Genomic DNA, 26,494 nt, shown 5'->3' with positions numbered 1-26,494 from the left:
ACTAATCGTACGATCGGGTACGCTTGTCAAGTGGTTTCCCGAAGTGCGTCACCGCCGACGTCGAAGTCGGCGCGAGCTGGCCGGCGCGGTCGGCTTCCCGCCGACGAGCGCGACGATCGGCGCGCCGCCGTCATCGAAGCCGCCTTCGCCGAGCTCCTCGAACGAGGCGCCGACGGTGTGACGATGCTCGCGATCGCCCGGCGTGCAGGGGCCTCGAAGGAGACGCTCTACTCGTGGTTCGGCAGCCGTGACGGTCTGCTGTCGGCGATGATCGTCTCGAATGCGGACGCCACTGCGGATCGCATCGCAACCGCCCTCGGCGGCGGCGATCTCCACGAGCCCCGTGAGACACTCGCTGCGTTCGGCGCCGGGCTGCTGCGCTTGCTCACCGATCCACGCTCGCTCGCACTGAATCGTGCCGCCATGACCAATTCCGTCCTCGCCGGAGAACTGCTCGCCTCCGGGCGCCATCGAGTCGGTCCGCTCGTCGAGTCGTACCTCGCCTCGATCGCGGCATCGGGAATGTTGGACGTCCGGGATCCCGTCGGTGCGTTCGAGACGTTCTACGGCCTGATCATCCGCGACACCCAGATCCGGGTGCTGCTGGGCGAATCGGCGCCCAGCGCCGCAGCGATCACCCGACGAGCGGCGACGGGCACCGATCAGTTTCTCGCCCTGTGCGAGCTGGGCGTCGTCTGATGGCGCAGCTGTTGTGCATCGGCGACCTCAATGCGGACGTCACGGTCGGAGCCGGAGACCAGATCGCTCCCGGCTCGGACACCCAGGGGGTCGTCGCGCTCGCTGCCGGCGGGTCGGCGGCGAACGTCGCGGCCGGCGCCGCTGCGGCCGGGGTGGCCACGCGGTTCGTCGGGGTCGTGGGTGACGACCTCCTGGGGCGTCTGCTCGTCGACGAACTGGCCGGCCACGGCGTCGAGGTGCGCCCGATCGTGCGGCGCGGTGCTGCGAGCCGTGCGATCGCAGCGCTCATCTCGTCGACCGGGGAGCGATCGATGGTGTCCGACCTGTCGAGCGCCACCGTGTTGCGTGTCTCCGATGTCGACCCGCAGTGGTTCGAAGGTGTCGACTGGCTGCATCTCACCGCGTATTCGTGGTTCCCGGACGGCGGCGACGATCTGCTCGCTCGTCTGTGCGGGCTGGCCCACGAGCGTGGCATCGGGTGGTCGATCGATCCGTCGTCGGCGCAGATGCTGCGGGCGAGCCGGTCCGTCCAGGCGGCGCTGACCGCCTTCGACCGCGCGGCGGTGATGTTCCCGAGTCTCGACGAGGCCGCCGCACTGAGCGGCGTCGACGACCCGACCGAGTCGGCCACCCGACTCCTCGACGTCGCCGAGACCGTGGTCGTCACGTGCGGGGCGGACGGCGCAGTGGTGGCGAGTCGGTTTCGACCACCGTTCGCTGTCGCGGCGATCGACGTCGGTGTCGACGTGGTCAACACCCTCGGCGCGGGCGACGCATTCGCCGCCGGCTTCATCGCCGCCCGCTTGGCCGGAAGCACCGACGAGGCCTGCGCCTCCTCGGGTCTGAGGGCTGCGGCTGCGGCCGTCGCCCGCCCGACCGCCCGCTGACGGTTCGTGCGCGGGCCCGACCCGTCAGGTGAGATGGTTGCGTCGGATCTTGCCGGTGGCGGTGCGCGGGACCTCGTCGACGAAGTACACGTCGCGCGGGGTCTTGTGGCGAGCGAGGTTGTCCGACACGTACTTCTTGACGGCATCGGACGAGATGCGGGCGCCTGTCGCCTTGACCGCGTGGACCACGAGGCGTTGGCCCAGTCGCTCGTCGTCGACGCCGACCACCGCGACGTCGTCGATCGCCGGGTGCGCCAGAAGCAGGTCCTCGACCTCCTGGGGAAACACGTTCTCGCCGCCACTGACGATCATGTCGTCGGCGCGACCGGTCACGAACAGCAGCCCGTCCCCGGTCAGGTGACCGACGTCGCCGGTGGACATCAATCCGTCGACCACCTCCTTGCCGCCGCCACCCGTGTATCCGTCGAACTGGGCGCCGTTGCCGACGAAGATCCTGCCGAGCGTGCCGGCGCCGACCGGTCGACCCGATGGGTCGAGAATCGCCACGGTCGAGCCGGCCAGGACGCGACCGGCGGTGGCCGGGTCGACGAGCAGGTCGTCGGGGGTGGCGAGCGTGGCCTGGCCGACCTCGGTCGACCCGTACAGGTTGTACAGGTTCGGCCCGACGCGGTCCATCCATTCCTTCACGACCGGCACGGGCAGCGCCGATCCGCTCGACGCCACGATCCGCAGCGACGACAGATCGGTCGACTCGAGCGCCGCCGACCCGAGAAGTCGCTGGAGGATCGCAGGCACGACCACCAGCACCGTGACCCGTTCCCGCTCGATCTGGGTCAGCGTCGTCTCGGCGTCGAACGTGGCCGTGAGAGCGATCGTCGAGCCGAGCGTCGAGGCGAGGATCATCTGAGCGAGGCCCCACGCATGGAACAGCGGTGAGGTGATCGCGATGACGTCGTCGTGACGCAGCGGGATCCGGTCCAGCAGGCCCGTCGCCGCATTCGGGTCGACGCGACCGCTGCGGCGCGCTCCCTTGGGCGTGCCGGTGGTGCCCGACGTGAGCAGCACGGGTGGTATCGGCAGCGAGGCGCGCAGCGGAAGGCGGAAGCCACCGCCGTTTCGGACGGATGCGATCGTGTGGACGCGATCGTCGAGCAGATCGTCGAGCAGATCGTCGGTGAGGTCGTCGGGTGGGAGGCTGCTGGCGACGCCGTCGAGGTCGGCGACGACGACCGGGGTCGACCATGCGTCGAGGTCGACGAGGTGGAGGAGTGCCCTGTCGATCGCGAGCGCTGTGATCCGCTCGCGCGTCATGACGTCGGCGAGTTGAGGCGCGGCCGAACTCGTGTTGAGGTACACCACGCCGACACCGGCCTTCGCGGCGGCGATGGTCAACTCGACGAAGTCGCGGTGGTTGCGACACGCCACGCCCAGGTGGTCGCCGCGGCGCATTCCGATCCGATGCAGACCTTCGGCCAAGCGAGTCGACTGCCGGTCGAGTTCCCCGAACGACAGCTCACCGTGGTCGTCGACGACGGCGATCGCGCGGGAGTCGGCGAGCGCCGAGGCGGCGAAGGGAGCGGCTGCCGTCGGCCCCCAACGGGCGACCGCCGCGGCGAGCGAGGGAGCGCGACGAGGATCCAGCAACCCCGCACGGTTGACGACATCGAGCAGCCCCATGACCCGACGACGGTACTCGTCCCGATCCAACCTCTGTTGATCGCTCCCGGACGGATCAACAGAGGTTGGCGGGTGCGGTGCAGGTCGCGAACCTCGTTCGAGCCGGATCTGGCGGTACCGGGTACGTTCGACTCCATGGAGTACGTGCGCCTCGGTCGGACCGGTCTGCGAGTCTCGGAGTTGTGCTTCGGCACCATGAGCTTCGGATCGTCCAAGTGGCGTCCGTGGGTGCTCGAACCGGCGGAGTCCGAGCCGTTCTACCAGCGGGCCATCGACGCCGGGATCAACTTCTTCGACACCGCCGACATGTACTCGGGCGGTGCGAGCGAGGAGGTCACGGGCAGGTTCCTGAAGCAACACGGGAACCGCGACGAACTCGTCATCGCCACGAAGGTGTTCTTCCCGCACGGTCCCGGTCCGAACATGGGCGGGTTGTCGCGCAAGCACATCGAGCAGGCGTGCGAGTCGAGCCTTCGACGACTCGGCGTGGACACGATCGACCTGTACCAGATCCATCGCCTCGACCCGCACACGCCCCCCGAGGAGATGCTGGCGGCGCTCGACTCGCTCGTCCAGAAGGGCAAGGTCCGGTACCTCGGAGCGAGCTCGATGTACGCGTGGGAGTTCGCTCAGCTGCTGTCGATCAGCGAACGCAACGGCTGGGCCCGGATGGTCGCGATGCAGGACCACTACAACCTCCTGGCCCGTGAGGTGGAGCGCGAGATGCACCCGCTGTGCGAGTACGAGGGCGTCGGCGTGATCCCGTGGTCGCCGCTCGCCCGGGGGCACCTGGCCGGGACCCGCAAGGCGGTCGGTGACGACTCGAACCAGACGACCCGCGGGCAGACCGACGGCATCGATCAACAGCTGTACACCGCCGACAGCGATGCGGCCGTGCTCGACGCCGTGCGCGCCGTGGCCGAGCGTCACGAGCGTCCGATGGCGCAGATCGCGTTGGCCTGGGTGTCGTCGAAGTCGGCGGTCACGGCTCCGATCATCGGCGTCACCAAGCTGGCGCAACTCGACGACGCGATCGCCTCGCTCGACGTCGAACTGTCCGACGACGACATCGCCGAGTTGGAGGCTCCGTACATCCCGCGCCACCAGGCCGAACTCGGCCGCCCCTCGTTGCGCTGAAAAATCGGTGTGATCGGTCGGCGTCGTGCGTCGGCGGATCCCGCCCGGTCCGGTCAGGTCCGGTCAGGTCCGGTCAGGTCTCGGTGGCGACCGATTGGGCCGCGGCATTGAGGGCTCTGCCCGTGAGCGGTCCGAACACTCCGTCGACCCCGAGGCCGTAGTCGCTCTGGAACCTGCGCAGCCCGTCCTCCGTGGCCTGGTCGAACACACCGGAGTCGGATCCGACGGGGAGGTAGCCGAGCACCGACAGCTTGAACTGCATCAGCCCCACCTCGTCGCCTTCGTCACCCACACGGAGGAACACCACGTCGGACGCGGCGTCGGTCGCGGGAGTTGGACTCTCGGCCACGGTCGTTGCGGCGCTGGAGGGCGGGGCCGGACTCGACGGCGGTGCGCTGGACGTCGGCTGCTCGACGGTCGTGGGCGAAGTCACCCCGGTGGCGTCGTCCGTCGGGAGCACGTCGGGTGCGGATTCGGTCACCACCGGACGCTCGATCGTGGGACCCGTCGCATCGACGACAGCGTCGGCGCCCGGAACCGGAACGGCGTCGGAACCCGACGTGCATCCGAGCAGGACGCCGGCGACGACGATCGAGACGCCTCGAATGCGATGTCGGCGAACCTCCACCCGGCCGACACTAGACCGCCTCTGCGTCGACACGAGCACGTCGAACACCCGTGGAGCGTGCCGGGTCGACGCCGCAGGCGATCGGGTGACGACCGTTGAGATGTCGGCTCCGCCGGCGGCACGCTGGGCGACACCCACACTCGGGTGAACTCCGAACTCGCGCTTGACGGCCACGGTCGCGATCCGCGATCATCGAACACATGTTCCGTCAGGCTTCACTCTTCGGTGCCGAAGACCCGTGCTTCGATCCTTCGTTCTCCACCGCCTCGCGCAGTCAGCTCAGCGGTGCGTCGTGGGTCGAGTACGTGCCCGGATGGCTCAGCGGTTCCGATGCGTTGTTCGACGACCTCATGGACTGCATCGACTTCGAGCAGCGACGCGGCATCGCGATGTACGACCGTCTGGTCGACGAACCGCGTCTCACGTCGTGGTGGAACGAATCGGAGTCCGACGAGGTGGCGTTGCCGATCCTCGCCGACATCCGGTGGGCGTTGGCCGACCGCTTCCGTCGGCACTTCGATTCGATCGGCTTCAACCTCTACCGGGATCAGAACGACTCCGTCGCCTGGCACGGGGATCGCCACCGCAAGGTCGTCACCGACCCGATCGTCGCGATCCTGAGCGTCGGCGAGAGCCGCCCGTTCCACATGCGCCGCAACCGTGACGACGAACACGGCGAGGCGGGTGGCGCGTCGCTCACCTGGGGTCTCGGCCACGGCGACCTGTTCGTCATGGGCGGTGCGTGCCAACACGAGTGGCAGCACTGCGTCCCGAAGCGTCGCCGCCACGCCGGACCGCGCCTGTCCATCACCTACCGCCACGACGCTCGCTGACGAACGGCGCACTCGGCGGCAACCCGAGACCGCTTCGTGACGAACGCTCGGATGCGGTTCCGTCGACCGGTGCAGTCGACCGGGTGCAGTCGACGGGTGAGGCGGAACGGGCCGTCAGCGGGCGAAGACCTGGGCGTCGTCGGCGAACGACTTGAACTCGAGCGCGTTGCCCGACGGGTCGAGGAGGAACATCGTCGACTGTTCGCCCGCCTGACCGACGAAGCGCACGTGTGGTTCGATGACGAACTGGGTCCCGGCGTCGCGCAGTCGGCTCGCGAGGGCCTCCCAGTCGTCGGGTTCGAGCAGCAGCCCGAAGTGGGGCACCGGCACCGCATCGCCGTCGACGTCGCTCCGCGTCCGGATCCGATCGGCGCTCGACTCGTCGAGATGGGCGACGATCTGGTGGCCGTACAGGTCGAAGTCGACCCAGTGCTCGTCGTGCCGACCCTCGGGGCAGCCGAGCAGGTCACCGTAGAAGCTGCGGGCCGCCGCGAGGTCGTGGACGGGGAATGCGTGGTGGAAGCGGGGGCGATCGGGCATCGGGTTCTCCTGAGCGGGGTCGGGCGGGGAGGGGGCCGGCGGAAGGACCGGCGGTCAGTTCGGCATGGCGTAGGTGCCCTGGGCGACGGCGGTGGGCTTGTGATCGCGATCATCGCACCAGACGTGCACGGTTCCCACCACGTTGCGTCGACCCGCCGACGCCACGGTGGCTCGGGCCCACAAGACGGACCCCTGCGCCGGACGCAGGTATCGGATCGACAACTCCGACGTCATCGCCATCGGCTCGATCCTGCCCGTCGCGGCGAACACCATGTACCAGAGGGCGGCGTCGGCGAGCCCGAACTGGGTGGGGCCCGACACGAAGCCGCCCGGGCGCAGCATCGTGTCGTCGACGGGTCGCGACGCCAGCGCGAATCCCTCGCCCAACTCGATGCAGGTGTTGCCGGTGCCGGGGAACAGTTCGTCGATCATCGCATTGACCTCGGCCGCCGTCGGTGGGGGTGGCGATGCGGAGGACTCGTTCTCTTCCATCCGCCGGACCGTAGTGGGCGAGGTCGAGCGCGCTCGTGGCGGTTCCCCGCAGGTCGCCGCCCGAGGTCGCCGCCCGAGGTGGTGGTGTCGCGAGTCGGTGTGCCATCTTTGGCCGATGGATCTGGATCGGATCGTCGTCGTCGGTGCATCACTCGCCGGATTGCGCGCGGCGGAGACGCTGCGCACCGAAGGATTCGACGGCGAGGTCGTGATCGTCGGTGCGGAGCCTCATCGTCCGTACGACCGCCCGCCGCTGTCCAAGAAGCTCCTGGCCGGGGAGTGGGAGCCCGATCGCATCCACCTCCGTCAACCCGACACGTTCGACGACCTCGACGTCGAATGGCGCTTCGGTGTGGCCGGCGCCGGCCTCGATCCGGCCGCCGGCGTGTTGCACCTCACCGACGGAACCGATCTGGCGTACGACGGCTGCATCATCGCCACCGGAGCGGCATGTCGGCGTCTCCCCGAACAGAGCCGGTACGGCCACGTCCACGAGGTGCGCACGCTCGACGACTCGATGCGGCTGCGTGCAGAGATCGCCGACGGCGGCAAGCGTGTCGTGGTGATCGGTGCCGGCTTCATCGGGCTCGAGGTCGCCGCCACCGCGAAGCAGCTCGGCAACGAGGTGACCGTGCTCGAAGGCGGTCCGGCGCCGCTGATGCGTGGGCTCGGCGCAGAGATGGGCTCGGCGATCGGCGCGATGCACGTTGCGCGCGGCGTCACGCTGCGATGTGATGTGCGGGTCGACAGGCTCCACGACGACGGGGTGCTGCTCGCGGGCACCGACGGGGCCGAGGGAGAGTTGATCGAGGCCGACATCGTGGTCGTCGGGATCGGCGTGGTGCCGGCGACGGCGTGGCTCGGCGACAGCGGCCTGCAGGTGCGCGACGGCGTGGTGTGCGACGAGACGCTCAACGCCCTCGACGTCGACGGCAACACCGTGCCCGGCGTGTACGCCGCGGGCGACGTGTTGCGCTGGCCGAACCCGTTGTTCGGCGAGGAGATGCGCGTCGAACACTGGACCAATGCCGCAGAACAGGGAGCGGCAGCGGCGAAGAACCTGCTCGCAGCGTCGGGACGTGGCGACGCCGCGCCCGAGCCGTACGCTCCCGTCCCGTTCTTCTGGAGCGACCAGTTCGACATCCGCGTCCAGTTCCTCGGACGGGCGCACGCGGACGATGCCGTGGAGGTCGTCCTCGGGTCGACGGAGCCGGGCGACGACGGCGCCGTCAAGTTCCTGGCGCTCTACCGCCAGGGGGATCGCGTGCACGGAGCACTGGGCGTCAACGCCCCCCGCTGGGTGATGAAGATGCGCGGCCCGCTGCTCGAGCAGGCCTCCTGGGACGACGCGGTGGCCCACGCCGCCACCCTCGCCTGACTCACCTCACGTCGACCCACCCGGGTCTGGGCCGCACTCGTCCGCCCGTGCTCGGAGCAGATGCGACGCGGTGGTGTCAGGGGGCAGGTTCCGGTTATTCCCGGAGACGGTGTGAATCTTGAGTTGTTGTGACTCAGATTGTCGGTTCGTACCGTGTGCGCATGTCTGAGCAGACCTCCACCACCACCACTCCTCCCGGTGCGGCCACCTCTGTGCGCCTCCCGCTCGCTCACCTCCCCGCCGTCGTCCTCCCCGGAGCGACCGTCACCCTGACGCTCGCCACGGACGAGGTCCGTGGTGCCATCGAAGCGGCGGTTCGTGACACCGACGGCCGCATCGCCCTCACGGGCGGATCGCGACGCGAGCTCGCGGTCGTGGCCCGGGTCCCCAACATCGGCAACCTCCCGACCGGCGAGTCGGCGGCGATCGTCCAGGTCGAGCGGCGCGCCCGGATCATCGAGGTCGACGCACCGAGCGACGGCGGCGCCACGTATGCGATCGTCGAACCGATCATCGACGGCGTGGTCTCGTCGAGCGTCGAGGCAGCCACCCGCGAGTTGCGTGCCGCGCTCGAACTGATCGCCGAACTGCGCAACAGTCGTCGGCTCCCCGAGCTGCTCCGCACCGTGAACAGCCCGGGTCAGCTTGCCGACTCCGTCGCCCTGTGGGCAGAGTTCGGCGACGACGACCGGCTGCGCGTGCTCCAGGCCGTCGATGTCGGCGACCGCGTCGCCGCGATCAACTCGTGGGCCCGCAACCACCTCAACGAGTTGCAGGTGGCCGAGACCATCCGCAACGACGTGAGCGAAGGCATGAGCAAGCAGCAGCGGGACTTCATGCTGCGCCAGCAGCTCGCGGCGATCCGCAAGGAATTGGGCGAGGGCAGCGACGACGTCGTCGGCGAGTACCGCACCAAGCTCGACGACCTCGACGCGCCGGAGGGCGTGAAAGTCTTCGTCGCCAAGGAACTCGACCGGTTCGAACGGATGAGCGAGCAGTCGCCCGAACACGGCTGGATCCGCACCTGGCTCGACCGCATCTTCGAGATGCCGTGGGGTGAACGGTCCGACGACACGCTCGACCTCGACGAGGCGCAGTCGATCCTCGACGCCGACCACTACGGCCTGGACGATGTGAAGGAACGCATCGTCGAATTCCTCGCGGCCCGCAAGTTGCGCCACGATCGTGGTCTGACGCGGGCGAGCGACGATCGTCGTGGCAACGGATCGGTGCTCACCCTGGTCGGGCCTCCGGGAGTCGGCAAGACCTCGCTCGGTGAGTCGATCGCCCGTGCGATGGGCCGTCAGTTCGTGCGAGTCGCTCTCGGTGGCGTGCGCGACGAGGCCGAGATCCGCGGTCACCGCCGCACCTACGTCGGTTCTCAGCCCGGACGGATCGTCAAGGCGCTGCAGGAGGCCGGGACGATGAACCCGGTGATCCTGCTCGACGAGATCGACAAGATGGGCTCGGGCGCATTCGCCGGCGACCCGACCGCCGCGATGCTCGAGGTGCTCGACCCGGCGCAGAACCACACCTTCCGCGACCACTACCTGGAGGTCGATCTCGACCTGTCCGAAGTCGTGTTCATCGCCACGGCGAACGTGGCCGACACGATCCCCGGCCCGCTGCTCGACCGGATGGACCTGATCCGCCTCGACGGGTACACCGAGTCCGAGAAGGTGTTCATCGCCGGGCGGTACCTCCTGCCGCGCCAGATCGAACGCGCCGGGCTGCGGCCCGACGAACTGTCGGTGAGTGACGAGTTGATCGGGTCGATCATCCGCGGGTGGACACGCGAGGCCGGCGTTCGTTCGCTCGAACGCGAGCTCGGGCGCCTGGTTCGCAAGGTCACGGCGAAGATCGCGACCGGCCAGCTCACGAACGACCAGCTCACCACCGACCAGCTCACGAACGACTCGGACCAAAGCGACCAGGTCGTCTCCGATGTCGACGCAGATGTCGACGCGGACGTCGCGACGGGGACCCCGATCACGATCGGTGACGACGAGCTGCGTGACTGGCTCGGACGGCCCAAGGTCGACGACGACGTCCAACACCGCACGTCGTCAACGGGCATCGCCACGGGCCTCGCGGTCACGGGTGCGGGCGGAGACGTGCTGTTCGTCGAGACGACGGCGTTCCCGACCGGGCCGGATGCCGAACCTGGACTGACCCTCACCGGTCAGTTGGGCGACGTGATGAAGGAGTCGGCGCAGATCGCGCTGAACTACGTCCGCAGTCACGCCTCCGAACTCGGTCTCGGCGACGAGGCACTGCGCCAGCGGTTCCACGTCCACGTGCCGGCCGGAGCGGTGCCCAAGGACGGGCCGTCGGCGGGCGTCACCATCACCACGGCGCTCGTGTCGCTGCTCACGGGGAGGCCGGTGAAGTCGTCGGTCGCGATGACCGGCGAGATCAACCTGCAGGGTCAGGTGATGCCGATCGGTGGCGTCAAGCAGAAGGTGCTGGCCGCGCACCGAATGGGGATCACCGAGGTGGTCCTCCCCGCTCGCAACGGCCCGGACCTCGAAGACGTCCCCCAGAACGTGCTCGACGAGATGACGATCCACCTCGCCGCCACGTACGACGAGGTGGCGGCGGCGGCATTCGACGCCGCGTAGGCTCGCCCCCATGGTCGAGACCGGAGCGCACCTCTCGAACGTCTGGTCGAAGGCGACCGACCTTCGGATCGAACGAGGGGTGGGCTGCCGGGTGATCGACGTGAACGGAGTCGAGTACCTCGACTTCACCGCCGGGATCGCCGCCGCCTCCACCGGCCACTCCCACCCCAAGGTCACGCAGGCGATCGCCGACCAGGCGGCGAGGATGATCCACTCCCAGATCAACGTGTATCGACACGACAAGCTGGAACCGCTGGCGGCGAAGCTCGCCGAGATCACCCCCGAACCGATCGACACCTTCTACTTCGGCAGCACGAGCGACGAGATCCTGGAGGCGGCGGTCAAGCTGGCCAAGCACGCGACCGATCGTCGCAACGTCGTCGTGTTCGACGGTGCGTTCCACGGCCGGACGCACTACGGACTCGCGATGTCGAGCAGCCGTGCGATCGACCGCGATGGGTACGGCCCGCTGCCCGGCGGTGTGTTCATCGCGCCGTTCCCCGAACCACATGCGTCCGACCAGGAAGCCGAGGTCAGTCGCGCGCTGCGTGGGTTGGATCGCCTGTTGTCGACGCAGGTGTCGGCGAGCAAGGTGGCGGCGATCGTGATCGAGCCGGTCATCGGTGAACGCGGCTACATCCCGACCCCGAAGGCATTCGTCGCCGGCATCGCCGAGCGGTGTGCCGAGCACGGCATCCTGCTCGTGGCCGACGAGACCCAGAGCGGCTTCGGCCGCACCGGGAAGATGTTCGCCACCGATGCGCTCGACGTGGTCCCCGACATCTTGTGCATGGCCAAGGGCATCGCGTCCGGGTTCCCGTTCGCTGCCCTCGGCACGCGTCGCGAACTCGACGACAGGTGGGTCACGGGCAGTCACAGCGGGTCGTCGAACGGCAACCCGATCGCGTGCGCCGCCGCGCTCGCCACGATCGAGGTCCTCCAGGAACCGGGTTTCCTCGACAACGTCAAGGCACGCGGCGATCAGCTCACCGATGCGCTGCGGGAGCTGCAGCAACTCGATCAGGCGATGGTCCACGTGCGCGGCCGCGGGCTGATGGTCGCGACCGAGTTCGACTCGGCGGCGCGTGCGCAGGCCGTCGTCGACCACTGCCTCCGCGAGAACCGGGTGATCCTGATGACCGCCGGAACGACGGGCAGGACCATCCGCTGGAGTCCGCCGCTGATCGTCACGTCGAGCGAGATCGACGAAGGGTTGTCGGCCTTCTCCGCAGCGATCCGCGCGACGGGCTGAGTCCGCGTCGCATGCCCCGCCTCGACAACGTCCGAGTCGGTACGTGGCGCGGGATGCAGGCGCTGGTCGCCCAGCTCGAACGCAGCATCGACGAGGAACTGCGCGCGGACTGGGACATCACGATCGGCTGGTTCGACGTGCTGACGTCGCTCCAGCGGCTCGGTGGCAGGGCGCGCCCTCTCGACATCGCGAACGACCTGCGCCTCCCGGCGTCGAGCGTCAGTCGTCGTCTCGATCGCCTCGAGGAGGAGGGTTGGATCGCGCGTCATCGCCAGGTCGACGATTCCGACAAGCGGGCGGTCGACATCGAGCTCACCAAGTCGGGACGCCGACTCTGGCGCGAGATGAACATCAGCTACCGACGTGCCGTGCAGTCGTTGTTCGCCACCCACCTCGACGACGAGGACATCGACGACCTCCGGCGGGTCCTCGACCTGCTGATGGCGGGCGGCGACGAACTCCGCTGACGGGTCGGTGCTCCTCGCCTCGCCACACCGTCCGGAATCTCCGATCCTCCGATTGGGGCCGCGGTGTGACGCGCGTCAAGACTGGTGCAGATGGGGGATCGGGAGATGCGTGAGGCGGTGGTCGTCGATGCCGTGCGGACCCCGTTCGGTCGTCGGTCCGGGTCGCTGTCGCACTGGCACCCCGTCGATCTCGTCGCCGAGACCTTGACGGCACTCGTCGACCGCACCGGCATCGACCCGGCGGTGATCGACGACGTGATCATGGGATGTGTCATGCAGGTGGGCGAACAGGGCACCAACGTCGCTCGCAACGCGGTGCTCGCAGCCGACTGGCCCGAGAGCATCCCCGGCACGACCGTCGACCGCCAGTGCGGGTCGAGCCAGCAGGCCATCCACTTCGCGGCGCAGGGTGTGATGGCCGGCGCCTACGACGTCGTGATCGCGTCCGGCGTCGAGGTGATGACGCGAGTCCCGATGGGGGCCTCCACCGCCGACGGGCGCTACGGGTTCCCCTTCGGGCCGAGCGTCAGCTCGCGTTACGCCGACCGCGGTGGCCTCGTCCCGCAGGGCGAGTCGGCCGAGATGATCGCCGACCGGTGGGGGATCACCCGCGTGGAGATGGACGAGTACGGGCTGCGCAGCCAGGAACGTGCGGCGCGTGCCGTCGCCGAAGGACGCTTCGACAACGAGATCATCGCGGTGTCGGGCGACGACGGTGACGCCGTGACACGAGACGGTGGCATCCGCGCCACCACGGCCGATGCGCTCGCCCGACTGCAGCCGGCGTTCCGCAGCGCGCACCAGGGCGGGCGTGTCACGGCCGGCAACTCGTCGCAGATCACCGACGGTGCCGCCTCCGTGCTGATCATGTCGGCCGAACGCGCCGAGCGACTCGGTGTCACACCGCGCGCGCGTTTCGTCGACTTCGCCGTGGTCGGAGACGACCCTCAACTGATGCTCACTGCGACCGTTCCGGCGACGCGGCGGGTGCTCGCCCGGGCCGGACTCGGATTGGCCGACATCGACCGCTTCGAGGTGAACGAGGCATTCGCCTCCGCCGTCATCGCCTGGATCCGAGAAGTCGGGCCGAACGACCCCGACCTGATCGAGCGGGTCAACGTCAACGGCGGCGCGATCGCGCTCGGCCATCCGCTCGGAGCGTCGGGAACGCGCTTGATCGCCACGTTGGTGAACGAACTCGAACGGGTCGACGGGCGGTACGGCCTCCAGGTGATGTGCGAAGGCGGCGGGATGGCGAACGCGTTGATCCTCGAACGCTGCTGAACATCGGCCCACGAGCGACTCGAACGGGTCGACCCCGGCATCGAACGACCCACGGCTAGCCTGACGAGGTGCCTGCCGTTTCCACGCTCATCTGGGTCGGATTCGGGCTGCTCTTCGGTTGGGTCCTGTGGAAAACCGGTATCGGGATGCTGCGCAGCTTCACACGGCTGCCACCCGAGCCGCTCCCCGCCGGTGAACTCCGCAAGATCAAGCGCGAATACCGCTGCGACGTGTGTGGGGTGGAGCTTCGCATGACCATGGCCCCTGACGAGGACCCGCCTCCGCCGAAGCACTGCCTCGAGGAGATGGTCGAGGTCGCGCCCGTCTTCGACTGACTTGTCCACAGACTGTGGACAGAACTGGGGACGAACGACATCGTTGTCGTTTGGTCACCCGACGTTCACCTGCACGTCACACGGCGCAGCGTGTTCGCGACGGTTCTACTCCCACTTGGTGGCGAACCAGAGCCCGCCGAGGATGCAGATCAACCCGATGCCGGTTGCCCATCTGGACGCGTCGAACGCGAGGTATCCGGCCATGATGACGAGCCCACCGATGATCAGCAGGGCACACATCAGGACCGGCACCATGTTCGGCGGGATCAGCTGACGGCGCTGCGCCTTGGGGGTGTAGCGCGACGACGCCGCGACCGAACTCTTCGACCCGGAACCCTTCGCTGCGGTCACCTTCGAGCCCGATGCCTTCGACGAGATCACCGTCGAGTCGTCGGAGGACGCAGTCGAGCCGCTGTCACCCGCACGGTCACCCGGCCGGGTGCCCTTCGGAGTGACGCGCCCGCCGCCGGTCTTTCTCTTCGGAGGTGCCATCGTCGTTCGAGTGTACTCCTTGGTGGCGCAGGCACCGACAAACCGTCGTCACGGACGCGTCGCGAGCGAGGCACACTGTGACGATGCGGGTGCTCGTGATCGACAGTTACGACAGCTTCGTCTACAACCTCGTCCAGTACCTCGGCGAGCTCGGCGTCGAGCCGGTGGTCGTGCGCAACGACGCGGTCACCGTCGCCGAGGCGGTGGAGATGGCGCCCGACGGTGTGCTGTTGTCGCCGGGACCCGGGCGTCCGGAGACGAGCGGGATCATCTGTGATTCGATCGGTGCGTTCGCGTCGATCGGCACGCCGGTGCTCGGCGTGTGCCTCGGGCATCAGGCGATCGGTCACGTGTACGGCGCGGAGGTGGTCGGCGCGCCCCAGTTGATGCACGGCAAGACGTCGTCGATCGAGCACGAGGACATCGGCGTGTTCGCCGGCCTGGCGTCGCCGTTGACCGCGACCCGGTACCACTCGCTGACGCTGCGCCCGGAATCCATTCCCGACGTGCTCGAGGTGACCGCCCGCAGCACGGACGGCGTGGTCATGGGTGTCCGCCACCGGGAACTCGACGTCGAAGGGGTGCAGTTCCACCCCGAGAGCATCCTCACCGCCATCGGTCACGACCTGTTGCGCAACTGGCTCCGACGCGTCGCCGACTGACCTCCCGCCGGCCGCCCCGGAGGTCGCCTCGATCAGGCCAGTCCTGCGATCAGGCCAGTCGTGCGATCAGGGCGGCGGCAGCAGGGTCGTGGTCGTCGTGGTGGTGGTCGTGGTGGTGGCCGGGGCGGTCGTCGGCGCGGTCGTCGACGGGACGGTGGTGGCGGGAGCCACCGTGGTCGCAGCGGTCGGCGGTGGGGGCGGCAGCGTGGTGATCGCCTCGATGGCGCGACCAACGGTGATGGTCACGGTCGAGCCCCTCGCCAACTGCGTCGCGGCGGCCGGTGTCTGACCCATCACCCGTCCGTCGTTGGGGTCGCCGGGACGGACTTCCTGACGCTGCACCTCGACGAGGAAGCCCAGGCCGCGCAGCGTGTTCGTCGCCTCCCCCTCGGTCAGGCCGTCGACCACCGGCACGGTCACGGGAGCCGGACCGGCCGAGACGCGGATCGTCACGGCGCCCCCCCGCTCGACGAGTTCGCCCTGGCCCGGGGTGACGGAGATGACCTGGCCGGCAGGGATGTCGTCGCTCGTGACGTCCTCCACCGTGACGTCGAACTCGTACGGCGTGCCCTCGAGCGTGGCGATCGCCTGCTCGCGGGTCCGACCGATCACGACCGGCATCTCGAAGCTCTCCGTCTCGGCAGCGGCGACGAGATTGACCACCGTGCCCTGGGGGACCGGGGTGTCGGGAGGCGGATCGCTGCTGAGCACCTGCCCGGGAGCGTTGTCGCTCTCGGTGTCGAAGGTGACCTCGCCGACCTCGAACCCCTGCGATTCCAAGAGGATGCGGGCGTCGGCGAGTTGGATGCCGACGACTCCGGGCACGACCTGGAGTTCCTCGGTCGGGTTGAAGTAGACGATGATCTCGGCGTCCTCGAGCACGACGGTGCCGGCGACCGGATCGGTCCGGTGCACGAAGTTCGGAGCCACGGTGGCGTTCGGTTCGGCCTCTGTGCGGAAATTGAGGCCCAGCGCATCGAGTTCGGTGGTGGTCGTCTCGAGGGATCGCCCGACGTAGTTCGCCAGCGTCAACTGTTCGGGAGGAGCGTCGGCGTCGTCGGTGTTCAGTGCCTGGAACAGCAGGACGCCGCCGGCGACCAGACCGATCAGGGCGAGGAACGCGGCGAGCGCGTACCAGCCCGTGCGCGAGCCGCCGGTGTCGTAGTACGCGGCTTCGGCCGACGAACCGGTCGGATACCCCGCCTCGTACATCCCGTTCGACGGCACCGCCGACGCCTGCGGGTTCACGCGGGACGCGTTGCCCGGAGTCATGGTGGTCGGGGTCATGGAGGCCGGAGGCATCGTGCCCTGCGCCATCGTGGCCGCGTACGCCGCGCCGGCCGACGGTGCGTCGACGGGTGCGGTCGGGCGCGCCTTGCTCGCCGCAGCGACCAGTGCCTGGACGGGTTCGTCGTTGCGGAATCGGCGCAGGTCGTCGCGCAGCGCACCGGCGCTCGGGTACCGGACCTTGGGGTCCTTCGCGAGGAGTTTGGCGACCATCGCCTCGTACCCCTTGGGCACGTCGGCGACGATCTGCACCAGCGGCTGGGGTGCGTCGTGGACCTGCTTGTACGCGATGCTCACCGGGTTGTCGCCGGTGAACGGAGCGCGACCGGCGACCATCTCGTACATCACGATGCCGAGCGAGTACAGGTCGCTGCGCGGATCGGGCTGGGCGCCCTGCGCCTGCTCGGGCGAGAAGTACGTGGCCGTGCCCATCACGGATCCGACCTGGGTGAGCGCCGATTCGGTCGGCGCGTTCATCGCCCGTGCGATGCCGAAGTCGGCGACCTTCACCTGGCCGTTCTTGCCGATCAGGATGTTCGCCGGCTTGATGTCGCGGTGGGCCGTGCCCTTCTCGTGGGCGAACCCGAGCGCAGCGGCGACCTCGCTGGCGATCTCGGCGGCCTGCTTCGACGTGAGCTGACCGTTGGTCTTGAGCACGTCGGCGAGCGTGCGACCCTGCACTTCCTCCATCGCGATGAAGTAGGTGCCCTCGTACTTGCCCCAGTCGTACACGTTGACGATGTTGGGGTGGCTGAGGTTGGCGGCGGACTGGGCCTCACGCCGGAAGCGCTCGACGAAGTTGTCGTCGGTGGCGAACTCGGGGAACAGGACCTTGATCGCCACCTGGCGGTCGAGCAGCAGATCGCGTGCCGAGAACACGTCGGCCATGCCGCCGCGCCCGATGCGCTTGTGCACCTCGTAGCGGTCGTTGATGACCGTTGCGTCGCCGTTGTTCGTCACAGTTCAGGTTCTCCCGCCGGCCCGTTCGGACCGCTGCACGAGGTTATCGGCATCGAATGTCGTGGCCGCCGCACCAGCTCGGGCACCCGTGGTTCCGAACCGACCGGTCGACCCGGCCCGAGTCGGTCCGATCCGTTCAGAACCAGGAGGACCGACTCGGTGGTGGTGTTCAACGGGGGCCACCGAGTTGGACGTCTGCGCCGTCGCCGGTGAGCAGGTAGTCGAACATCGCCTCGAGCACCGGGCCGGCGATGCGACCGCCGGTCTGGGCATCGGCAGTGGTCGACGTCAGATCGGTGAGCACGACCGAGATGGCGTACTTCGGAGCTTCGAGGGGAGCGAAGCCGATCATCCAGGCGTGGACGCGGTCGGGGTCGCCGATGACGCCGAGTTCGGCGGTGCCCGTCTTCGCGGCGAATCGCACGCCGCCGTCGAGGGTGACGCTGCGGCCGGTTCCGCCGTCGCCCTCGGTCACGCCGGTCATGAACTCCGTCAGCAGTGCGGCGTTCTGGGGCGACACGGGTGTCTTCCACACCTCGGGTTCGGTCTGTTCGAGCACGCGGCCGTCGTTGTCGTAGGTGGCCTCCACGACGTACGGAGCCATCATCTGCCCGCCGTTGGCAACGGTTGCCGCCACCATCGCCATGTGCAGCGGGACCATCTGGACCTCGTTCTGGCCGAAACCACGGATACCGAGCAACGGAAGACGCTCGCCGAGATCGGTCGTGTCGCCGAAGGTGCTGGCCGCGGCCTGAGGGAGGTCGATCGGCAGTTCCTCGCCGATGCCCCACGCCTCGACGCCGGCGACCATCCGCTCCGGTCCCAGTTCGATGGCCGTCTGGGCGAACGGGATGTTGCAGCTCCGGCGGAACACTTCGGGGAGATCGCCACCGCACACCGAGCCGCGGTAGTTCTCGATCGGGTCGGTGGTCTGCGGTGGGACCCACTCGCTCTCGCGCGCGAACTGCCGCTCGGGAGACAGCACGCCGGCCTCGAGGCCGATGCCGGTCGTGACGACCTTGAACGTCGACCCGGGCATGAAACGCTGCTGGTACGCGGCGGAGAGCAGCGGGTCGCCGGGTGCCTCCTGGAGCGCGACGATCGTGTCCTGGGCCTCGTCGAACGGCGCCTGCACGAACGTGTTCGGGTCGAACCCCGGGTTGCTGTACATCGCGCGGATCGCGCCGGTCTCGACCTCCGTCACCACGATCGAGCCGGTGCGGCCGCCGAGCACGAATTGGGCCACCTGTTGCAGGTCGTGGCGCAACGCGAGTTGAACGGTGCCCGAGTTGTCGACCTCGCTCGACAACAGGTCGGTCAGCGCGCGCACCTGCTGTTCGGTGGTGGACCCCGTGAGCACGTCGCCGTACGCACGCTCGACCTGACTCGACCCGAAGCTCAGCGTGAAGTAGCCGGTGGCGGCCGACAGCAGGTCGCCGGTGGGGTACTCGCGGAGGCGGTCGAACGTGGCGTCGGGGTCGGGGTTCGGGATCGAGCGTGCGGCGATCACGCCGTCGGCGGTGACGATCTCGCCGCGCGGCTTGTTGAACTCGCGCCGAACGGCGCGGGTGTTCTCGACGTTCGCCGACAACACCTCCTCCTGGGCCACCTGCCAGTAGTTGAGCGTGGCGAACAGCACCACGTAACAGGTCATCAGACCGAGCGCGAGCTGGCGGATCTGCTTGTTCACGAGGGGCCGGCCTGCTGGCGTGCGGCCATGTGTTTGCGGTCCCGGCGGACCTGGCGACGCAGCTGCCACGCCGACCACCGCTCGCCCACGGTCGGCTCGTCGGGCGTCTCACCGATGCGTCGTGACGCCGAGTCCGACACGCGCATCAGCAGTGCGAGGAGGATGTAGTTCGAGATCAGCGACGAGCCGCCGTAGCTGACGAACGGCAACGTGATTCCCGTCAGTGGGATCAGCTTGATCACGCCGCCCATGATGATGAACGCCTGGACGCCGATGATCGTGGTGAGGCCGACGGCGAGGAGCTTCTCGAACTCCCGGTCGGTGCGCAGAGCGGTGCGCAGGCCCGACCCGACGATCAGCAGGTACGACATGAGGATCGCCGTGGCGCCGATCAGGCCGAGTTCCTCGCCGATCGCGGCGAAGATGAAGTCGTTCTGCGCTTCGGGGATCTGGTTCGGGTTGCCGCGTCCGAGCCCGGTGCCGGTGAGGCCACCGTCGGCGAGGCCGAACAGCGACTGCACGATCTGATATCCCCGGCCGAGCGAGTCCGACCACGGGTCGAGCCAGATGGCGACGCGGGTCTGGACGTGACTGAACCGGGTCCAGGAGAAGTAAGCGGCGGCGCCGAAGAGCACCGCACCGAGGAACAGCCAGCCGACGCGTTCGGTCGCGACCCAGATCATCACGACGAACAGGGTGAAGAAGAGCAGCGACGAGCCGAGGTCGCGCTCGCCGACCATCACGACGACGGCGAAACCCCAGGCGACGAGGACGGGCATCAGGAAGCGCGGTTCGGGGAGTCGCAGCGGCCCGACCTTCCACGTCTTGGCGGCGATCAGTTCGCGGTTGTCGGCGAAGTACGCGGCGAAGAAGATCGCCAGAGCGATCTTGGCGAACTCGCCGGGCTGGAAGTTGATCGGCCCGAGGCTGACCCAGATGCGCGCCCCGTTGATGGTCGATCCGAGCCCCGGAACGAGCGGGAGCAGCAGCGCGCCGGCACCGCCGAAGAACAGGACCCAGCGGAAGCGGGCGAGGTCGGTGGCGCGCTGGACGACGACGAGCACGGCGACGAACACCGAGATCCCGACGAGGCTCCACAGCGACTGGAGGCCGGCGAGTTCGTCGTCCAACCGCGTGATCATCACGAACCCGATGCCGTGCAGCAGTGCGGCGAGCGGGAGCAGGGTCGAATCGGCGCCGCGCGCGAACTTCCGCACGACGAAGTGCGCGCCGAGCAGCAGACCGAGGAGGAGGGCCACGAACCCGAAGATCCCCGGCGGGATCTCGGCGTTCGTGCCGAGTGAGGCGATGGTGTACGCCGACGCCGTGATGACGGCGGCCATGATGATCAGGGTCAGCTCGGCGTTGCGACGCCGGTAGGCGAGGGGTGCCAGCTCGCGACGTTCTCGGCGCCCGATCCGGTCGGGCTCGAGGTCCGCGTTCGGGTCGGTGTCGAGCACGTCGGTCATGAGGGCGCGGTGGCGGCGGGGACGGAATCGGTGGTCGTCGTGGACGCCGCCGGCCTGACGGTCGTGGTCGGCGCCGTCGTGGACCGCGGGGTCGTGGTGGTCTGCTCGGCGTCGTCGGCAGGCTCGTCGGCGGCCGGGTCGGTGTCGGCGCGTGGGAGGTCGTTCGCGAACGAGAGGGCGGCGGCGAGGTTGGAGAACTCGGGTCGACGCATGATGATCCGGACGCTCTCGTCGGACGCCGACGACCGGTTCAGCGTGGTGCTGCCCGCAGTGGTCGGGTCGAACCACAGCACGCCGCCGGGTTGGCCCTTGTAGACGGTGACCCGGTCGTCGTCGTCGAAGTCGATGAAGTAGCCGCTGCGCGCCCACGCTGCGAAGACGACGAAGCCCGAGATCAGCAGCGCGAGTGCGACGAACCCGCCGACCATGCGCCCGAGACGCGGTCGCCTGGCTCGTTCGGCGCCCGGCGGGGCGTCGTCGCCGTTCGGGGCACCGGCGTCGGCGTCGGCATCTGCTTCGCCGTCGGTGTCGACGTCGCGACGGTCGTCGTCGGTCGTCGTGAGGGTGTCGGTGGTCGTCTCGGAATCGGTGACGCCCGTGGTGGCGCCGAGTGCTCCGACTGCGACCGCGTCGTTGTCGTCGGTCGTCGTGTCGGTGCCGGACCCGCTGGGTGCCACGGTGTCCGCGCCGGTGGACTCGTCAGCATCTCGCGCCCCGGAACGGCGTGCGCGCCGTCGGGCCCGCCGACTGAGCTTGGCGACGGCGACCTCCTCGGAGGGGGTGCGTGCACCGGTCAGTTCGAGGTCGCCGGCCTCGATCCGGGCCAGGTCGTCGGGCGACATGGCCGGGTCGTCGGCCCACACCGGGGTGAGGTCGATCTCCTGGGTGGGATCGGGCGGATCGTCACCCTCGAGCACATCGACGATGATCACCGTGACGTTGTCGCGCCCTCCGGCGGCATTGGCCATGGCGATCAACAGGTCGACAGCGGTCTGCGGGTCGGGGTTGCTCCGCAGGACCTCGGAGATCTCGTTGTCGGGGACCTCGTCCACCAGCCCGTCGCTGCACAGCACGAAACGATCGCCGCGAACGAGCGGCAGCGTCCACCAGTCGACCTTCACGTCGGGCTCGATGCCGAGCGCGCGCGTGATGATGTTGCGGCGCGGGTGGGTGCGTGCCTCGTCGTCGGTGATGTGACCGGTCGAGACGAGTTCCTGGACGTAGCTGTGGTCGATCGTGACCCGACGCAGGCGACCATGCCGGTAGAGGTAGGTACGCGAGTCGCCGACGTTGGCGAGCACGAGCGCCTCGGGTTGGTCGCGTGGGACGATCGGCGTGACCTTGTCCAGGTCGAGGCCGTCGTTGTCGTCGATGTTCGGTGCCCCGCGGCCCGCCATCGGGTCCTCGATCACGGCGATCGCCGTGACCGTGGTCCCCATGCCAGCCTGGCCGGGGTTGGCGATCGCGGCGCGGAAGATGTCGCCGTTCGCATCCGAGATCGCCTCGACCACGCGCTCGGCGGTCGGTGCGAGGTCCTCGGCGATCAGGACGTCACGGATCCGTTCGACCGCGAGCGCCGACGCGATCTCCCCGGCCTCGTGGCCACCCATGCCGTCGGCGACGACGTAGATGCCGTTCGACGCGTGGAGGGTGTCCTCGTTCTCGGGTCGGATCTGGCCCGGATGCGTGCCCGCGCCCCATGCGAGTTCAGCCATGTGGGACCTCGATCGTCGCGGACGGGCGCGAGCCCGACTCCGCTCCGCTCACTCGTGGGAAGTCGGTCGTCATTGCGCCTCGATGACCGTCGTGCCGACCTGGATGCGGTCGCCGGGTTGCAGCAGCTTGGATCCGTGGAGGCGGTTGCCGTTGTGGAAGGTGCCGTTCGTCGAACCGAGATCCTCGACCATCGGCTGACCGTCGTAGTCGTAGACGCGCAGGTGCAGGGTGGACACGTAGGAGTCGTCCTGGATGGCGATCGTGCAGCTGTCGTCTCGGCCGAGGGTGATCTCGCCGGCGATCGCAACCGCCATGCCGCGGCGGTGCTTGGGTTCGAGGACCACGAGTCGTGCGGCGCGGCCTCGGCGACCCTTGGGTGGCTTGCGATTCTTCTTCGGCGCAGCGGCAGCGACGACCGGTCGCGGCTGAGGGATGGTCGCTGCAGACGGGCTGCTCGGCCGGGCCGCCTGCTGCGGCGGGGCCTGTCGCTGTTGGACCGGGCGGGCCCGGGGTGTCTTCACCTCGCTCCACACGGCCCAGAGGACACGCGCGAAGAAGAGGTACACGAGCCCGAGCAGACTCAGTTTCAAGATGTTGAGGACCTGGTCGCTCATGGCGCCGGCATCCGCATGGAGGCGCGCAGTGCACGCGCACCGCTCACGTGGGGGGTCACGTCAGGACGCCTCGAAGCGGACGTGCGTCGACCCGAAGCTGACGATGTCGCCGTCGGCGAGCATGCGGGTGCCCGAGATGCGCTGGCCGTTCACGAGCGTGCCGTTCGTGGACCCGAGGTCCTGCACGACGTAGCCACTGGAGCCCGGCTTGATGCGGGCGTGTTCGCGGCTGACGTTGCCGTCGTCGATGGTGATGGTGCACTCGGGGAGGCGCCCGACGCTGGTGGTGTGCTCACCGAGCCCGACGCGTTCGCCCGACGGGAGCACGATGGATCCGGCACCCACCCCGCCGGGCGCCTGCTTGAGCTGGGAGACGATGCCGAACCGGCCGACCTTGAGGTCGTTGTCGACGGTCAGTCCCACACGAACCGGTCCGATGAAGTGGTACGCCTCTTCGCGCGCGTATTCGCGGGCGGCCTCGGCGAGTTCGGTGACGAGCGCCGTCTCGATCTCGTGGAAGCTGGCGTGGTCGTCCGCGCTCAGCAGCACGGTGAAGTCGTTGGGGACCATTCGCCGGCCCTTGACGTCGACCGTTCGGTTGTCGTCCATCTCCCGGACGAGACGGCGACCGAGTTCGATGGGGCGGATCGACCCGCGGGAACGTCTGAACACGCCCTCGACCATACGCTCCAGACGGCGTTCGAGTGACTGCAATCCCATAGGTGGCAGATGAATGTACTTCGGAGGTGCCGATGTCCACGGGCGCGATGGGATGGTCCCGCGCGCCCTGTGTCCGCTCCGCCCACTGCAGCATCCGCTCCCGTGGCCGGTGCGAGCCGGCCGTCGCAGTCGGTGTGAGCTGTCGACCGTGGTTTCACACCTCGTGGCTCACAGTTCCCCGACGCCGAGACCGCTCGCGTCGTCAGTGTGAGTGGACGACCGCGATTCCGGGGTCGACACCTCACCGTCGATCGCGGTGCGCGCGTGATGCGGTGGCGATATCGTCCGGGGTCCACTCGCGCGAGTGGCGGAATGGCAGACGCGCCAGCTTCAGGTGCTGGTGTCCGTAAGGGCGTGGGGGTTCAAGTCCCCCCTCGCGCACAGCAGACCGGGCTCAGGCCCGGTCAGGTCAGGTGTCGGTCGGTGGCTCCCAGAACGAGTCACCGACCACGGATCGAGGTGAGCGTCACCGACGCGATCCGATCCTCGCCTGCGGTCGTCGGTCAGGGCACCGGGATCCGAGTGATGAACCGCTGTCGCCGTTTCTACGGTTCTCCCGCTCGCTGGTGGCGCCCTGACCCGCCTCTTCCTCGTCGCGCATGTGGGTCGTCGTCCGCCACGCAGCGCCCGACCCGGGTGGGCGTCAGAGGAGATCTCGAACCGTGATGACGGAACCGGGAACCGCCACGGGACGAGAAGCGTCGAAGAACCCATGAAGAACACCGCGAAGCGTTCGGTTGCCGCCATGTCGGTCCTGGGGATGGTCACCACAGCATGTGGCGCCAGCGACCCCGACGAGACACTGCCGACCGTCCCACCACCCGCCGAGATGCGCGCCCCGGAGAAGATCGCGGCGGCGACATCGTCGAACTCACCGGGCGCGGAGTCGAGTGACGCGGCGTCGGACTCGATGATCGCACCGGCGTTCCTGATCTCGTCGTTCGAAGCAGGGCCCGATCTGGGCCCGCTGCCGACGGATTCGACCGGGTACGTGTTCGACGCCGGCAACGACATCACCCAGGACCAGGCAACATCCCTCGCCACCGCGCTCGGTCTCGAGGAGACACCGGTCGTCGAGGGTGACGACTACACGACCTGGTGGCGTGCGGGCGCGTCGGATGGCTCGGCGCCGTCGGTGACCGTGTACGAAGACGCCCAGTGGTCGTGGAGCTACGACTGGGGTTGGCAGGGCCGCGACATCGGCGTGTCGTGCGTTTCCGTCGATCCCAACACGACACCGTCCGTCGACGCCGAATCGACCGCCGAGGGGCCCGAGCCGTTCGCGACCGACACCGACGACGAGGTGACCGACACCGACGACGAGGTGACCGACACCGTCGGCTCGGAGACCGACGTGAACGTCGGGGTCGCACCCGACGAGGGCTGCGACACCCCCGCGCTTCCCACCGACCTGACGTCACCCGACGACGCTCAGGCTGCCGCGACGGAGATCCTCGAAGGTCTCGGTCTCGACGTCGCCTCGCTCACGTTCGAGACCGATGCCCAGGACTACTCGACCATGGTCAACGTGTACGACCGTGTCGGCGGCCACGACATCCGTTCGTGGGGGTTCTCCTTCGATGTCGATTCCGAACTCGCCTACGCATACGGTTCGCTCGCCGAACCAGAACCGGTCGGCCCGTACACGCTGATCGATCTCGACACTGCCCTCGAGCGCCTCGCCGACCAGCCGTTCTTCGGTGGCGTCGCAGCATTCGACGACATCGTCGAACCCGACGTCGCAGCCCCCGACGTCGGAAAGCCCGTCGACGCGCCGGTCGACGGCGACCAGTTCCCCGGCGACGTTGCCGTCGAGGAGCGCGTCGCAACCCTCGTCGAGGTGTCCGCAGATCTGTGGTGGGTGACCGACACCGCCGGCAGCGTCTGGCTGCTCCCCGCCTACCGGTTCGAAGACACGACCGGCGCCCAGTACAGCGTCGCAGCAGTCGACGACGACATCATCACCCAGACCACGCCGCCCGTGGACACGACGGTGCCGTCCCCCGCCGACCCCGACACGCCGGTCGAACCCGGTGTCCCCGACACTCCGGTCGAACCCGGTGTGCCGGTGGATCCCACCGATCCGGTCACGGTGACACCGACGCCGGACATGATCATGCCGTTCGCCGGTCTCGACCTCGACGAGTTCACCGCACGAGTCGAGGAGCTCGGCTTCGTGGTGCGTGTGACGGAACGTGACGGCGAATCCCTCGCCGTGACCGAGGACTTCTCCTTCTCCCGGGTGAACGTCGCAGTCGCCGGAGAGGACTCCACCGTGGTGTCCGCGACGACCGACGACGGCACCACCCTCATCGAGAACACCGGCACCGACACCGGCACGGACGCCGGCGTTGGGCTCGGCGTGGTGTCGGTGACCGATGGCGTCGAGTTCTACCCCGCGTGCATGACCGGCACGGTCGAAGTGGACGGTGTCGTCTGGTATCCGGTCGCCGACTGGGGCAACGACGAACTCGCAGCACTGCACGCGGAGATCACCTCACCGGCACGCGACGAACCGGTCCGCCCTCAGGGCCTGGCACGCGTCTCCGAACCCGGCCCCGGTGACGACGTCGGCACGTTCGTCGTGTGGTCCGACGGTGTCGCACGCTTCACGTCGGACTCGGGTGACGTCGCATGGCTGGTCTCGGACGACATCAGCGAGCTGTACAACTGGGTGTGCTGAACGGCAGAGC

General features: G+C 68.8%; 23 protein-coding genes and 1 tRNA gene. 13 read left to right on the top strand and 11 right to left on the bottom strand.

Going from position 1 to position 26,494, the window contains the following annotated elements; all coding sequences use genetic code 11:
* The first annotated feature begins 30 nt into the window (after window positions 1–30).
* Together ABJK40_RS06455 and ABJK40_RS06450 are read left to right on the top strand one after the other, a co-directional pair.
* On the top strand, window positions 31–699 hold the full coding sequence (locus tag ABJK40_RS06455) for a TetR/AcrR family transcriptional regulator (RefSeq protein WP_348479968.1): 669 nt from the start codon (window positions 31–33) through the stop codon (window positions 697–699).
* On the top strand, window positions 699–1,586 hold the full coding sequence (locus tag ABJK40_RS06450) for a PfkB family carbohydrate kinase (RefSeq protein WP_348479969.1): 888 nt from the start codon (window positions 699–701) through the stop codon (window positions 1,584–1,586). Before ABJK40_RS06455 ends, ABJK40_RS06450 begins: the two co-directional genes overlap by 1 nt.
* Window positions 1,587–1,610: 24 nt before the next feature.
* Here ABJK40_RS06450 and ABJK40_RS06445 read toward each other — a convergent pair whose 3' ends face one another.
* Window positions 1,611–3,224, bottom strand: coding sequence for an AMP-binding protein (locus tag ABJK40_RS06445; protein ID WP_348479970.1), 1,614 nt, complete (start codon window positions 3,222–3,224; stop codon window positions 1,611–1,613).
* Window positions 3,225–3,359: 135 nt separating this feature from the next.
* On the opposite strand from ABJK40_RS06445, the gene ABJK40_RS06440 reads away from it, so the two are divergent.
* A complete protein-coding gene (locus ABJK40_RS06440; protein WP_348479971.1) occupies window positions 3,360–4,361 on the top strand; it encodes an aldo/keto reductase in 1,002 nt (333 codons plus the stop codon).
* A gap of 73 nt (window positions 4,362–4,434) precedes the next feature.
* Here ABJK40_RS06440 and ABJK40_RS06435 read toward each other — a convergent pair whose 3' ends face one another.
* The gene (locus ABJK40_RS06435; protein ID WP_348479972.1) at window positions 4,435–4,989 is read right to left on the bottom strand and encodes a peptidoglycan-binding domain-containing protein; all 555 of its coding nucleotides are present in this window, start codon (window positions 4,987–4,989) and stop codon (window positions 4,435–4,437) included.
* Window positions 4,990–5,189: 200 nt separating this feature from the next.
* Between ABJK40_RS06435 and ABJK40_RS06430 the strand changes: the two genes are divergently transcribed.
* Entirely contained in the window at window positions 5,190–5,822 is a 633-nt protein-coding gene (locus ABJK40_RS06430; protein ID WP_348479973.1) for an alpha-ketoglutarate-dependent dioxygenase AlkB, read from the top strand.
* Window positions 5,823–5,936: 114 nt separating this feature from the next.
* Here ABJK40_RS06430 and ABJK40_RS06425 read toward each other — a convergent pair whose 3' ends face one another.
* Both ABJK40_RS06425 and ABJK40_RS06420 read right to left on the bottom strand, forming a co-directional pair.
* Window positions 5,937–6,362 (bottom strand): VOC family protein, encoded by a 426-nt coding sequence (locus ABJK40_RS06425; protein WP_348479974.1) that lies wholly within the window; start codon window positions 6,360–6,362, stop codon window positions 5,937–5,939.
* 54 nt (window positions 6,363–6,416) lie between these two features.
* Window positions 6,417–6,854 carry a PaaI family thioesterase gene (locus ABJK40_RS06420; RefSeq protein ID WP_348479975.1) on the bottom strand — a complete coding sequence of 146 codons (438 nt, stop codon included), beginning with the start codon at window positions 6,852–6,854 and terminating at the stop codon, window positions 6,417–6,419.
* Between the two features lie 115 nt (window positions 6,855–6,969).
* Between ABJK40_RS06420 and ABJK40_RS06415 the strand changes: the two genes are divergently transcribed.
* The 6 genes from ABJK40_RS06415 (at window position 6,970) to ABJK40_RS06390 (ending at window position 14,191) form a co-directional block, all read left to right on the top strand.
* The gene (locus tag ABJK40_RS06415; protein ID WP_348479976.1) at window positions 6,970–8,232 is read left to right on the top strand and encodes an FAD-dependent oxidoreductase; all 1,263 of its coding nucleotides are present in this window, start codon (window positions 6,970–6,972) and stop codon (window positions 8,230–8,232) included.
* Between the two features lie 161 nt (window positions 8,233–8,393).
* A complete protein-coding gene (lon, locus tag ABJK40_RS06410; protein ID WP_348479977.1) occupies window positions 8,394–10,853 on the top strand; it encodes an endopeptidase La in 2,460 nt (819 codons plus the stop codon).
* 10 nt (window positions 10,854–10,863) lie between these two features.
* A complete protein-coding gene (locus ABJK40_RS06405; protein ID WP_348479978.1) occupies window positions 10,864–12,105 on the top strand; it encodes an aspartate aminotransferase family protein in 1,242 nt (413 codons plus the stop codon).
* An 11-nt stretch (window positions 12,106–12,116) separates the two neighbouring features.
* A complete protein-coding gene (locus tag ABJK40_RS06400; RefSeq protein WP_348479979.1) occupies window positions 12,117–12,572 on the top strand; it encodes a MarR family transcriptional regulator in 456 nt (151 codons plus the stop codon).
* A gap of 105 nt (window positions 12,573–12,677) precedes the next feature.
* Entirely contained in the window at window positions 12,678–13,856 is a 1,179-nt protein-coding gene (locus ABJK40_RS06395; protein WP_348480085.1) for a thiolase family protein, read from the top strand.
* 68 nt (window positions 13,857–13,924) lie between these two features.
* Window positions 13,925–14,191 (top strand): hypothetical protein, encoded by a 267-nt coding sequence (locus ABJK40_RS06390; RefSeq protein ID WP_348479980.1) that lies wholly within the window; start codon window positions 13,925–13,927, stop codon window positions 14,189–14,191.
* 105 nt (window positions 14,192–14,296) lie between these two features.
* On the opposite strand, the gene ABJK40_RS06385 is transcribed toward ABJK40_RS06390, so the two are convergent.
* Window positions 14,297–14,683, bottom strand: a complete 387-nt coding sequence (locus ABJK40_RS06385) for a cell division protein CrgA (RefSeq protein WP_348479981.1) — start codon at window positions 14,681–14,683, stop codon at window positions 14,297–14,299.
* Window positions 14,684–14,766: 83 nt separating this feature from the next.
* Between ABJK40_RS06385 and ABJK40_RS06380 the strand changes: the two genes are divergently transcribed.
* The gene (locus tag ABJK40_RS06380; protein WP_348479982.1) at window positions 14,767–15,345 is read left to right on the top strand and encodes an aminodeoxychorismate/anthranilate synthase component II; all 579 of its coding nucleotides are present in this window, start codon (window positions 14,767–14,769) and stop codon (window positions 15,343–15,345) included.
* 66 nt (window positions 15,346–15,411) lie between these two features.
* On the opposite strand, the gene pknB is transcribed toward ABJK40_RS06380, so the two are convergent.
* The 6 genes from pknB to ABJK40_RS06350 form a co-directional block, all read right to left on the bottom strand.
* Window positions 15,412–17,592, bottom strand: coding sequence for a Stk1 family PASTA domain-containing Ser/Thr kinase (gene pknB, locus ABJK40_RS06375; protein WP_348479983.1), 2,181 nt, complete (start codon window positions 17,590–17,592; stop codon window positions 15,412–15,414).
* A 169-nt stretch (window positions 17,593–17,761) separates the two neighbouring features.
* Window positions 17,762–19,282 (bottom strand): penicillin-binding transpeptidase domain-containing protein, encoded by a 1,521-nt coding sequence (locus ABJK40_RS06370; RefSeq protein WP_348479984.1) that lies wholly within the window; start codon window positions 19,280–19,282, stop codon window positions 17,762–17,764.
* On the bottom strand, window positions 19,279–20,751 hold the full coding sequence (locus ABJK40_RS06365; protein ID WP_348479985.1) for an FtsW/RodA/SpoVE family cell cycle protein: 1,473 nt from the start codon (window positions 20,749–20,751) through the stop codon (window positions 19,279–19,281). Before ABJK40_RS06365 ends, ABJK40_RS06370 begins: the two co-directional genes overlap by 4 nt.
* A complete protein-coding gene (locus ABJK40_RS06360; RefSeq protein WP_348479986.1) occupies window positions 20,748–22,466 on the bottom strand; it encodes a PP2C family serine/threonine-protein phosphatase in 1,719 nt (572 codons plus the stop codon). Before ABJK40_RS06360 ends, ABJK40_RS06365 begins: the two co-directional genes overlap by 4 nt.
* Before the next feature lie 69 nt (window positions 22,467–22,535).
* Entirely contained in the window at window positions 22,536–23,081 is a 546-nt protein-coding gene (locus tag ABJK40_RS06355; RefSeq protein WP_348479987.1) for an FHA domain-containing protein, read from the bottom strand.
* 60 nt (window positions 23,082–23,141) lie between these two features.
* A complete protein-coding gene (locus ABJK40_RS06350) occupies window positions 23,142–23,801 on the bottom strand; it encodes a DUF3662 and FHA domain-containing protein (protein ID WP_348479988.1) in 660 nt (219 codons plus the stop codon).
* 298 nt (window positions 23,802–24,099) lie between these two features.
* On the opposite strand from ABJK40_RS06350, the gene ABJK40_RS06345 reads away from it, so the two are divergent.
* Both ABJK40_RS06345 and ABJK40_RS06340 read left to right on the top strand, forming a co-directional pair.
* A tRNA-Leu gene (locus ABJK40_RS06345) sits at window positions 24,100–24,182 on the top strand.
* Between the two features lie 331 nt (window positions 24,183–24,513).
* Window positions 24,514–26,484 carry a hypothetical protein gene (locus ABJK40_RS06340; protein WP_348510200.1) on the top strand — a complete coding sequence of 657 codons (1,971 nt, stop codon included), beginning with the start codon at window positions 24,514–24,516 and terminating at the stop codon, window positions 26,482–26,484.
* The last annotated feature ends 10 nt before the right edge of the window (window positions 26,485–26,494 follow it).

It is taken from the genome of Ilumatobacter sp. (assembly GCF_039969435.1).
Lineage (GTDB): Bacteria > Actinomycetota > Acidimicrobiia > Acidimicrobiales > Ilumatobacteraceae > Ilumatobacter_A.
The sequence above is the reverse complement of the archived record's forward strand: the minus strand, read 5'-3'. Positions and strand labels throughout refer to the sequence as shown.